Origin of the sequence: Micromonospora sp. NPDC048999 (assembly GCF_040649295.1) — a bacterium.
GTDB lineage: Bacteria > Actinomycetota > Actinomycetes > Mycobacteriales > Micromonosporaceae > Micromonospora.
The window spans coordinates 1-10,966 of the sequence record NZ_JBEZFI010000077.1 but is presented as its reverse complement, the minus strand read 5'-3'; the positions used below and the strand labels follow the sequence as shown (position 1 = coordinate 10,966).

Here is a 10,966-nt window from a genome sequence, read left to right as displayed (position 1 = left end):
GACCTGCTCAGCAAACGCCTCGACCCCACCATCAACCCCGACGGACGTGTCGTACTGCTCCACCACAGAGATAGCCATCACCCTGCTCCTATCTGTGTCGACCAGCTTCTACTGGCCATAACGGACTTCCATTGACATCCGTTACACAGATCTCCCTACAGGCCCACTGCGTTCGATGGTGGCCTGCTGCCGGTCACACGCGGCCAACAACAACATCCGCGTAACCCTCGGCGCGCCTTCCAACTCGAACACATCCACCGGCAGACGACCATTGGTGGTGAGGAACGCGGCGGCCTGCCGGGTCCGGCCCTTGACCACAGTCGACGGCAACCCCTGCCCGCCCGGGACCGCCGCACGAACCTGATCCCACTCCAGCGGAGTGCGCCGGCGCGGGTCGGCGGGCCAGGTCGACAGGACCCCGGCGGTCAGGTCGACGCGCCACTTCACCGACCGCAGAACACGCCCCGCCTGCTCCTGGACCATCCGCACGATCCGGTCATTGACCCGCACACCCTCCGGGACGGTGGTCGTCCAGCCCAGCCGCCGCAACGCCATCCACGCATTCGACGGCAACCTCCGACCACTCGCATCCACCCCAGAGGCGAGCACATCAACATCGGTCGCGTTGCAATGCGCACCAAGCAGGGCGCCCACCATGCCCACCACTAGATCAGCACACCAACCGACCCGCTCCGCCAGCACCGCCCGGGACACGACACCCCCGGACGCCTCATCCACACCCGTCCGCAGCAGCCCACGAGCACACGCGGTCCGCACCGCCTCGCCTGAAGCCAACGCCAACTTCCGGCTCACCCGCCACCGCCCTGACACCACCCGGACCCGAACAACAGACAAGCCCGACTCTCCGCCGACCGCATACCAAACAAAACGCCCGACAACGGAAATTCTATGACCACTATGGATCGGCAATCAAATCGCTTAGCCTGGCCGTCCCAGTCGTCGTCGCCGCCATGCTCATCATCGTGCTGCGTCGCCCGCTGCGCGCGAACGGCCCGCAACTGACCTCGCTGGTGCAGGGCGGCATCCGCATCAACATCTACATCGGGCTCGTGTTCGCCTCCGCCGCCTACGGCCCGCAAGGCGTCGCCACCTTCGCACTGGCCGCCGCCGTCATGGTCCCGCTCGTCAACGTCATCTCGGTGGGCGTCCTGTCCAAACACGGCAATCGGGGCGACCGCGACCGGCCCAAGCTCTGGCGCGAACTCCTCGACAACCCCCTCATCCAGAGCTGCGCCGCCGGTCTCGCCCTGAACCTGCTCCACCTCAAGCTGCCCGCGTTCCTGGCCACCACCCTCGAGATGCTCGCGGCGCCTGCCCTGGTGTGCGGAACGCTGGCGGCAGGTGCGGCGATCACGTTCCGCCTGCGGCGGCGCGACGTCCTCGACATCCTGTCGGCGTCCGCCCTCAAGCTCATCGCCCTGCCCCTCGCAGCGGTCGCCATCGCCACCGCCCTCGGCGCCAGCGGCGCGACGCTCACCAGCATCGCCATCATTTGCGCCGCCCCGACCGCACGGTCCGCCTACGTCCTCGCCACACGGATGGGCGGCGACACACACCTCATGGCGTCCATCACCGGCGCGCAGACGCTGCTCTCGATCGCCACGCTTCCGTTCATCGTCGGCGTGACCATGAGATAGCGACCATTTCCTTGAGTTCCTTGTCGGCTTCCTTGGACCGCTGATAGACCCGTTCGAGGTCGCTGATCAGCTCCGCGGCGACCCGGCGTCGGGCCTCGCCGACCGCGTCACGGGGCCGACCGAACGTTCGACAGCTACCGTGCGGTGTTGGCCGCAGGTGCCGGTGGGAACAGTTGACGCAGCGTCGGGCCGATGGCCGTGGCCAGCGTGCCGTCGCCGCCGGTGTGCATGATCAGGTTGATCACCCCTGTTGCGACATGTCCGGTGCGGGTTTCGGCGGCCGCGGTCGCGACGTCGGACGGCCTGAGATCGGCGAGTAGCTGCCGTACCAGGACACCTTCACCCCACAGGGCCTCAGCGGGGATGGGGAGCCGGCCCAGCCACGAAAGCAGGATCGCCGCCCTGGCGCCGGGTGAGGGCGTGGCGGCGGTGAGCCCCCGACGGAACGTCGTCGACTTGCGCATCCGACAGTTCGCCACAGCTCTCCGCACGGGACAGCCACTCGTCCAAGACGGTGGTGACCTACCTGGCGTCGGTCGACCTGGGAACGGGCGACCCCGGCCGGCTGCCGCCGGCGACCGGTGCCGACGACGCGAGCGGGCGACGGTGGGTCCCGGGCCAGGCACCCCCAGCCCTTCCTGGCGCGATGGAGCGGTTCAGGAAAATCCGTTGGCTCCCGGCTGGGAGCCTTGTTACGGTGGCGGAGTTCTCTCGATCTACTCGGGGCCTTGCGCGCCCTAGAAATGAGCTTTGTGTTCCGGCCCGCGCCGAGTGCGCCTCGCTGCACCGCCTGACCGTCCGTTGCCCTGACGCCGTCCCCACGCGGACGGCAGCCGGACGTGATTTCCCGGTGCCCTGAACCAGCCCACGCCCCCTGTTTCCGCGCGCATACCGTGCGTGCCTGGGGTGGGCCGTTTTCGTCGAGGCCGCTCGGCCTGCTCTTGCTGTCATCGCAGACTTCCCAGCAAGGAGCACCCCGGGTGTCCAGCACCAACAACTCACTCCCCAGCACTCCACGCACCACGCTGACCGGCACGTTCGCCTGCGCGTGGTGCGGCCTGACCGTGTCGGCGGTCGCCGGCGACGGCTCACGGCGCAACCAATGCCCGTCCTGCGTGCACTCCCGGCACGTCGAGGACCACGTCGACGGCGGCCCGAGCCACTGCCGGGGCCGGATGTCACCGATCGCCATCGCCGTGCTGCGCACCGGTGACTGGATGGTCATCCACCGTTGCGTGCGCTGCGACGAGCTGACCTCCAACCCCCTGTGCGCGGACGACAACCAGCTCATCTTGATGCGCACGGCCGTACGGCCCCTGGCGCAGCCACCGATCCCGCTCGAAGCGCTCGGCGATCTCAGAAACCGGAAAGGAGAACACCTCGCCATACCGAGACGCAGCAACAACACCCGTGGGCGCGCGCGGGCCGCGCGTCGGCCGCAACGGCTCAAGCACATCCTCCACAGCCAGCGCGGACATCGGGGACGCGACTTCCGGTGCGTGGGCCGCCGGCTGGAGGTGCCGGTGGACGCGCCCGGCACCACGCACCGCAATCACTGCCCGAACTGCCTGGCCAGCCTGCACGTCGACCGACGCATCCCCGGCGACCGGGCCGCGGGCTGCCGCGGCCGGATGGAACCCCTGAGCATGTCGGCCCGGCCAGACGGCGAATGGATGATCATCCACCAGTTCCTGTCCTGCGGTGAGCTCAGCGCCAACCGCATCGCCGGCGACGACAACCCACTGGCCCTGTTATGCCTCGCGCTTAAACCACTGCGCGACAACCGCATGGCCCACCGCACGCTCCTCGCACTGTGACCCCGTTCGGGCCACCACCGACAGGACGCGGTCGGTCAGCGCGACCACGTCCTCGGCCTGTTCCCACCGACGAGGCGAGCGGCGGGCCGGCGCGCCAACCAGCCGGAGACCTTCACCCCCGCACGACACGTCGCACCCCGTGTAAACCCGCAAAGGAGTAGCCATGCGCCCCATGACCAGGGAAGAGGTCCGCGCCGCGATCGTGAACCTGGACCCGTCCGAGAAACGAGTCCGGCTGCCGGTGCGCTTCGACGACGTCAGGTGGGACAGGATCGACTACCTCGGGTGGCGAGACCTGCGCGCCCCGCAGCGCGTCTACCTTGTCACCGAGGCCGACGGCCAGGCGCTGGGAGTGCTGCTGCGGCAAGCTCCGAACGAGGCGGTACTCGGATCGCGCGCGGTCATGTGCGACCTGTGCCGGTCCAGCCGCCGGTTCAACGAGGTCTCACTCTTCACCGCCAGGCGCCCATCCCGTGACAAACGCGAACGCCTGAACACACTCGGCCTGCACCTGTGCACCGATCTCGACTGCGCGGTCAATACGCACACCAAGCTGATCCGCCACCCCTTCGACCCCCCGGCCGACGACATCATCCAGGCGCGCCGGAAAGCTATGCGTACACGCACGATCGCCTTTGTTCGCTCGCTGTGCGACACCGAACGAACCATCAGACACAGAACGTGAGGACGCCGCACGGCGCGGTGCGGACCGGTCACGCGCCTCCCCGACCCCAGCGGGCCGAGCTCCACGGCGAGCACAGCCCCGCCAGCGTTGCTCGGCATGGGAGCCCGCGCAGCCGGAGAGCGCGCACTGAAGAACGGTGTCATGCAGCCAGGGCGAGTCGGGGGAGGTGGTTGGTGCGGGTACGACGGCTACTTGACTGCGCCAATGGTCAACCCCGAGGACAGCAGCCGGAAGCTGGCCACGTACACCACGAGCACGGGCACCGCGGAGACGACGGCGAACGCCATCATCGCCGGCCAGTCGACGCCGTATGCGCCGGACTGAACCGCGATCAGTGACGACAGCGGGTACTTCTCGGGCGAGAGCATGAACGTAATGCCGTAGAGGAACTCGCCCCACGAGACGAGGAAGATCACCGAGGACACGGTGAGGAACCCGTTCCGGGCGAGAGGGAGCGCCACCGACCAGAAGGTGCGGATGGTGGCGGCGCCGTCGACGCGTGCGGCCTCTTCGATCGCGGTCGGGATCTGCCCGAAGAACGGGCGTAGCAGCAGGATCGCCCAGGGGAGGAACATGGCGGCGTCAGCGATCACGAGGCCGAACGTCGTATCGAGCAGTCCCCACTTCGATAGCAGCCAGAACAGCGGGATGAGATTCGCGGTCTGCGGCACCATTTGGAGGACGACGAGAAGAGTGAGCGCCGGCACGACGGTCGCGCTCCGTACTCTGGCGAGCGCGTATGCGGCGGGCGTCGCGAGCGCGAGGCACACGGCTGTCGTGCCGATCGCTACGATCGCCGACTGGCGAACAGCGGCACCGAGCGCCGGGTCAGCGATGGCAGCACGATACGCGTCGAGTGTCGGATCGAATGTGATCGAAGCTTGGCTCGACAGCACCTCGCCCTGGCTCTTGAGAGACGTGAGGATAATCCACAGCAACGGAAGCCCGTAGAGCACATAGAGCAGGGAGCGGATCGAGAAAGCGATGGGTTCGCGGCGGCGCCGGGTCATGCCTCTCCCTCGGTTCGGCGGACGTCGCGGGCGTAGATCAGCGTAAGCACGACGACAACGAGCAGGGCAATGAGCGCCGTGGCGGCTCCCCGTCCGTAGTCGAGCGTCAGGAAGGCCTCGGAGTACGCAAGGAACGGCAGTGTCGTGGATGCCGTCCCCGGTCCGCCGGACGTCATGACGTAGATGAAGTCGAAGCTGCGGAAGGCGTACACGATCGTCAAGATGGTGAGGACGGTCGCCGCGGTGCGGCCCGCAGGCACCAGGACGTGCCATGCCCGCTGCCAGGGGCGAGCTCCGTCGAGCTCCGCGGCCTCAAGCGCCTGCGGGTCGACGCCGAGCAACGCTGCGCGCAGAACGAGCGCGTTGAACGGTACGACCGCCCAAGCATTGACCAGCGCGACCGACCACAGGGCGAACTTTGAGTCGTAGAGGAAGCCCAGCCCCTGGCCGCCCAGGGCTCGAAGGGCCTGGTTGACCAGGCCCTGGTCGGCCAGGAGGAACTTCCAGATCGACCCGTTGACGACCGGCGGCAACGCCCAGACGAACACCATCAGGCCGAGCAGGAACGAGCCACCGCGAGTCGACGACAAGACGGCGACCGCGACCATGAAGCCGCCGACCATCCCGATCGTGGTCACGATAAGGACGAACGCCACCGTGTTGACCACGACCTGACCGAAGTCAGGCTCGCGCAGCATCGCCGCGTAGTTGTCAAGGCCGACGAAGTCCCACGTGGAGTTGAGGGTCGCCGCGCTGACCGTGTGCAGGCTCATGCTCCCGAGCTGCGCGAGCGGCCAGACGGCCAGCGCGAGCAACAGGGCGCCTGCGGGAATCGCCAAGGCAGTACGACGGTCGACCGCGCGGCCGTAGCGCCGGCCTCTCCGCACGCGTGCGGGCGCGGAGGGGCCGGCGGCGGTCGTGCTCGTCGGTGCGGACACCGGGGGCACGCTCGAACTCATGCGAGCTCAGCCCTGCAGCAGGGGCTTGAGCTGGTCGATCAGCTCGTTGGCGAGTTGATCCGGCTTGCCCTGACCCGAGATCGCCTTCGACCAGTAGTTGCCGACGAGCGTCTCCACCTTATCGACGCTCTTGGACGGCACCTGCGGGCTCGGCGACGGGCGACCCTGCTGCTGCACGATCTTGCCGAACACGCTCAGTATCGGGTCATTGCTGATCTTCGCGGACGCGGCGGCCTCGGCATGCGCCGGGATCGAACCAAACGCGTCGAGCAGAGTGAGCTCGCCGTCGACCGAGAAGAATGCGTCCTCGAGGAACTCCTTCGCCAGGTCGGGGTGCTTCGAGAACGCCCCAACGTTCTGCACCTCGCCGCCGAGCAGGACGCCGCCCTGCGACGTGATCGGCAGAGGCGCGACGCCGTACGTGAACTTGGCCTGGGCCGCGGCAGCGATCTGCCAGTTGCCGTTGACCGCGAAGACCGACGAGCCCGCGGTGAACTGTTGGAACGGGGCAACCTGGTCCCACGTCGCCGCTTCCTTGGACAGGTATCCCTTGGCGATCCAGTCCTGGAGCATCGTGTACGTCTGCGCCATGGGCGCGGCCTGTGCATCCCCGTAGGTGAACCCGTTCGACGTAAACCAGGGAAAGCCCTGCCACTGGCTCTCGAGGCCCGGCTTGCCGGTGAGCGTGATGCCCTGCTTGCCGGCTTTGACGGCCTTGGCCATCACGTCCTGCATCTCGGGGATCGTGGTGGGAACCTGGGCGCCGAGCTGGTCGAGGAGGTCCTTGTTGTACCAGAGGCCCAACAGGTTGACGTAGCCCTGGACGCCGTACAGCTTGCCGTCGATCTTTTGCAGGACGCCGTCGGGGAACTGCTTGGCGCTGGGGTACGTGGACCACCAGTCGTCCATCGGTTTGATCGCGCCGGCCTGCGCCAGCGGGTAGGTGCCTGAAGCGCCGAAGACCAGCACGTCGGGACCCTTCTTGGAGCCCGCGGCGGTGACTGCCTTCGTCGTCATCTGCTCGACCGGCACGTACTGGAACTGGACGTGCACGCCGGAGTGCTTGGCCTTGAACGCGGTCGCAAGCCGCTCCAAGCCCTGCACCTGTCCGTCGGTGTTGTAGTAATGCCAGACCGTCAGGGTGGTCGAACCGCCGGCCGTGCCCCCACTGCCGGACGAGCAGGCCGCCAGACCTAGCGTTGCGGTCCCCACCAGCGCGACGAGCGCGCGGGCTAGGCGTGCGTTCCTCATGGGCTGTCTCCCTCGTGTCGTCATTGGACCATGCGGCGGCGCCGCGCACTCAGGCTGGTTTCATCGATGAACTTGGTCTCTGAGGCTGCCTGTCGAAAGGGTTCTCGTCAAGCCCTTCTGCAATTTATGCCGATCGCTGCTCGCGTTGACACTCGCCGCTGATCTCGCCTAGCTTCATCGATGAACCAACGAGAGAGGTGGATCGTCGACGTGGATGAGCACACCCCCGCCGCGCCGCTGAGGCTCCGGCCGGCTCGCCGGATCGGCACCGCGAACCCGCGCCTGTTCGGCTCGTTCGTCGAGCACCTGGGCCGCGGCGTCTACGGCGGGCTGTATGCCCCCGACGACCCGTCCGCGACGCCTGAGGGCTTCCGCGGCGACGTGCTCGAGCTCGTCCGTGAGCTCGGCGTCACCGTGGTGCGCTACCCCGGCGGGAACTTCGTCTCGGGCTACGACTGGCGCGACGGCGTCGGCCCGCGAGACGCCCGCCCACGCCGCCTCGACCTCGCCTGGAAGACGATCGAGCCGAACACGTTCGGCACCGACGAGTTCGTGGCGTGGTGCCGGCGCGCCGACGTCGAGCCGATGCTCGCACTCAACCTCGGCCTCGGCGACACGCGCTCGGCGCTCGACCTGCTCGAGTACGCCAACCACCCGGGCGGCACGACGCTCTCCGACGCCCGCGTCGCGAACGGCTTGCCCGAGCCGCACGACGTGCGCCTATGGTGCCTCGGCAACGAGGCCGACGGCCCGTGGCAGCTCGGCCACCGCTCCGCGGCCGCCTACGCCGAGCGCGCGGCAGTGACCGCCGCCGCGATGCGCCGGTTCGACCCCGCGCTCGAGCTCGTCGTGGTCGGCAGCTCGCACGAGCGGATGCCCACGTTCGGCACGTGGGAGCGCGAAGTGCTGACGCGCACGATCGGCCTCGTCGACCACCTGTCGTGCCACATCTACTTCTACGACGAGGGCGACCGCACGCGGTTCCTGCGCTCGTCCGATGTGCTCGACCGGTTCCTCGACGACGTCGCCGCGACCATCACATACGTGCAGGCCGCGACGCGCAGCGACCGCGACATCCGCATCAGCCTCGACGAGTGGAACGTGTGGAACTACACGTCGTACGACGAGATCGAGCCGCACCGCGTGTTCGAGGAGGCGCCGCGCATCCTCGAGCAGGAGTACACGCTCGCCGACGCGGTCGTGGTCGGCACGCTGCTGCAAAGCATCCTGCGCCACGCGGACGTCGTCGCCATCGCCGCTATGGCGCAGCTCGTCAACGTTATCGGCCCGATCCGCGCTGAGCCCGGTCGGCCCGCCTGGCGGCAGACCACGTTCCACCCGTTCGCCGCCGTCGCCCGCAGCGCGGGCCACACCGTGTTGGACACCGCGGCGGACACGACGGGCGGCGCCGACGCGACGTGCGTCGTGACCGTCTCACCCGGCGGCGACCACGCGCTCGTCCACCTGGCCAACCGCTCGACGACCATGGCCGCCGACATCGCGCTCGACCTGCGTGAGCTGGCCCCGCGCTCCGTCGACCACGCCGAGCTGTTGTGGGCGCCGGACCCCGCGGCGACGAACACGGTCGACGATCCCGACGCCGTCGCGCCTAGGCCGCTCGACGCGCGGCTCGAGGACGGGACGCTCGTGCTCCGGCTGCCGCCCGTATCGTGGGCCACTGTCCGCGTCGGCAGCGCAGCCGGAGGCAGGTGAGCAGATGGCACGCAGGGGCGAGAGCGTCACGATGGCCGACGTCGGTGCCCGCGCCGGCGTCACCGCCCGGACCGTGTCGAACGTGCTCTCCGGGCACAGATCGGTGCGGCCCGAGACGCGTGACCGCGTGCTGCGCGCCGTCGACGACCTCGGCTACCGCCTGAACACGTCGGCGCGCAGCCTGCGTACCGGACGGACCGGCACGATCACGCTCGCCATCCCTGACCTGGGGATCGACTACTTCACCGACCTCGCGAGGCGCGTCATGACCGAGGCCGAGCGGCAGGACTGGACCGTCGTCATCCAGCAGACCGGTGCGCGCCGCGAGAACGAGATCGCGATCCTTTCGGGCGCGCGCCGCCAACACTCCGACGGCCTGATCTTCCAGCCCCACGCGCTCGGGCCCGGCGACGAGCGGTACCTCACCGGCAACGACCGGCTGGTCATCCTGGGCGAGCGGATCTTCCGCGGACCCGTCGACCACGTCACGATGGCCAACACCGAGGCGGCTCGGCTCGCGACGCAGTACCTCGTCGACCGCGGCCACCGCCGGATCGCCGCGATCGGCGCGAACCCGCGCGTAGCGACCACGTCGGCCGCGTCGCTGCGCCTCGAGGCATTCCGTGACACTCTCGCCGAGAATGACCTGTCGGTGCCCGCCGAGTACGTCGTCACCGCCGAAGAGTGGCACCTGCGCGACGGCGCCGCCGGCATGGCACGCCTGCTCGGCCTGCCGCAGCCGCCCGATGCAGTCTTCTGCTTCAACGACACGATGGCGTTCGGCGCGCTCCACGCGCTCGCAGCCCGCGGCATGCGCGCGCCCGACGACGTGGCCGTCATAGGATTCGACAACGTGGCGATGGCGGAGTTCACCGCGCCGCCGCTCACCACGATTGAGCCAGGCACCGCGCAGATCGCCAAGCAGGCCGTCGACCTGCTCGCTGCGCGCGTCGCCGGCCGCGGCACGCCGCCGACCGAAGTGTTCACGGACTGCTCGCTCGTGGTGCGTAAGTCGGCCTGACGGTGGCCCGCGCCTACGCCGGCCACACCGACCGCCGCGGACCCGCCCGCCACCACCACCTAAATCAAGGCAGACGTGCACGCCGTCGCCACCGCCCTCGCGGCCATGACGGGCCAACCCCACCCGTTCGCCACCGTCACGCCGACGCCGACAGGTAGGTGACGGCGGTGCCGCGGCCAGCGGATGAGACCGTTACCCCCGAGTCCTACGGCCGCCGTCCCGGCCGGTCGCACTGTGTAACAGCCGCGCCCGCTTCGGCGTACCACTGCGCGCTTGCCGCAGACCGCGCGTCGCGCAGCGAAGCCGGCTGTCCGGATGACGACGCGCGACGTGCCGATGAGCGAGCGACGGTCGGCTGCTCCACCGCTCGGGCGTCGACGAGTAGCAGAGCATCGTGGTTGAGGTTCAGTTCGGGTGTGGTTACGTCAGGGGGCGTAGGCCGTTACCGTGAGCATTCGCTGGTCGATGCTGACTGAAACCGGGCGGTGCCCCGGATCCGCCGGGAGGCGGATTTGGCGGGGCGGAACCGACCGGGTAAGGTTATCGGCCGGCAGGGAAACGGGCGAGTGAGCGGGAGACCGCAGCGGCCGTCCTGCTGAAATCCTCGGAATGCCCGACGGAAGTCGGTCGAATCGGGGTGCCCGGCAAAAGGGTGGAAGCCTCGCCAAACCGCGAAACACCGGTTTGACACGGCAGAAACCACCGGTTAACGTAGTAAAAGTGCCCGGCGCGAGAGCGGCGGGGACAGACGAACGAAATGCCCCGGATGGGGGTCCTGCGGTGCGGGGCTTTCGGATGGTGTGTGGTTGTTCTTTGAGAACTCAACAGGGTGCTTGATAAGCCAGTGCCAAA

General features: G+C 68.7%; 10 protein-coding genes and 1 pseudogene. 6 read left to right on the top strand and 5 right to left on the bottom strand.

From position 1 onward, the window contains the following. Window positions 1-141: 141 nt before the first annotated feature. Window positions 142-813 carry a hypothetical protein gene (locus AB0C02_RS32900; protein ID WP_357553119.1) on the bottom strand — a complete coding sequence of 224 codons (672 nt, stop codon included), beginning with the start codon at window positions 811-813 and terminating at the stop codon, window positions 142-144. A 158-nt stretch (window positions 814-971) separates the two neighbouring features. Between AB0C02_RS32900 and AB0C02_RS32895 the strand changes: the two genes are divergently transcribed. Further along, the gene (locus AB0C02_RS32895; protein WP_357553118.1) at window positions 972-1,658 is read left to right on the top strand and encodes an AEC family transporter; all 687 of its coding nucleotides are present in this window, start codon (window positions 972-974) and stop codon (window positions 1,656-1,658) included. A gap of 134 nt (window positions 1,659-1,792) precedes the next feature. Here AB0C02_RS32895 and AB0C02_RS32890 read toward each other — a convergent pair whose 3' ends face one another. Continuing rightward, the gene (locus AB0C02_RS32890) at window positions 1,793-2,122 is read right to left on the bottom strand and encodes a hypothetical protein (RefSeq protein WP_357553117.1); all 330 of its coding nucleotides are present in this window, start codon (window positions 2,120-2,122) and stop codon (window positions 1,793-1,795) included. 516 nt (window positions 2,123-2,638) lie between these two features. On the opposite strand from AB0C02_RS32890, the pseudogene AB0C02_RS32885 reads away from it, so the two are divergent. The 3 genes and pseudogenes from AB0C02_RS32885 to AB0C02_RS32875 form a co-directional block, all read left to right on the top strand. Continuing rightward, window positions 2,639-3,016: pseudogene (locus tag AB0C02_RS32885) on the top strand (RNHCP domain-containing protein); the annotation flags it as partial. A 141-nt stretch (window positions 3,017-3,157) separates the two neighbouring features. Continuing rightward, the gene (locus AB0C02_RS32880) at window positions 3,158-3,475 is read left to right on the top strand and encodes an RNHCP domain-containing protein (protein ID WP_357553120.1); all 318 of its coding nucleotides are present in this window, start codon (window positions 3,158-3,160) and stop codon (window positions 3,473-3,475) included. Window positions 3,476-3,638: 163 nt separating this feature from the next. Next, the gene (locus tag AB0C02_RS32875; protein WP_357553116.1) at window positions 3,639-4,160 is read left to right on the top strand and encodes an FBP domain-containing protein; all 522 of its coding nucleotides are present in this window, start codon (window positions 3,639-3,641) and stop codon (window positions 4,158-4,160) included. A gap of 188 nt (window positions 4,161-4,348) precedes the next feature. Here AB0C02_RS32875 and AB0C02_RS32870 read toward each other — a convergent pair whose 3' ends face one another. Genes AB0C02_RS32870 through AB0C02_RS32860 form a run of 3 tightly spaced genes read right to left on the bottom strand, consistent with a single transcriptional unit; the run spans window position 4,349 to window position 7,380 of the window. After that, window positions 4,349-5,170, bottom strand: coding sequence for a carbohydrate ABC transporter permease (locus AB0C02_RS32870; protein ID WP_357553115.1), 822 nt, complete (start codon window positions 5,168-5,170; stop codon window positions 4,349-4,351). After that, the gene (locus AB0C02_RS32865; protein WP_357553114.1) at window positions 5,167-6,108 is read right to left on the bottom strand and encodes a sugar ABC transporter permease; all 942 of its coding nucleotides are present in this window, start codon (window positions 6,106-6,108) and stop codon (window positions 5,167-5,169) included. The genes AB0C02_RS32870 and AB0C02_RS32865 overlap by 4 nt, the downstream gene beginning before the upstream one ends. A gap of 27 nt (window positions 6,109-6,135) precedes the next feature. Then, window positions 6,136-7,380, bottom strand: coding sequence for an extracellular solute-binding protein (locus AB0C02_RS32860; protein ID WP_357553113.1), 1,245 nt, complete (start codon window positions 7,378-7,380; stop codon window positions 6,136-6,138). A 210-nt stretch (window positions 7,381-7,590) separates the two neighbouring features. Between AB0C02_RS32860 and AB0C02_RS32855 the strand changes: the two genes are divergently transcribed. Both AB0C02_RS32855 and AB0C02_RS32850 read left to right on the top strand, forming a co-directional pair. Continuing rightward, complete coding sequence (locus tag AB0C02_RS32855) at window positions 7,591-9,093, top strand: alpha-L-arabinofuranosidase C-terminal domain-containing protein (protein ID WP_357553112.1); 1,503 nt, start codon at window positions 7,591-7,593, stop codon at window positions 9,091-9,093. Between the two features lie 4 nt (window positions 9,094-9,097). Then, a complete protein-coding gene (locus AB0C02_RS32850; RefSeq protein ID WP_357553111.1) occupies window positions 9,098-10,114 on the top strand; it encodes a LacI family DNA-binding transcriptional regulator in 1,017 nt (338 codons plus the stop codon). Window positions 10,115-10,966 lie beyond the last annotated feature (852 nt).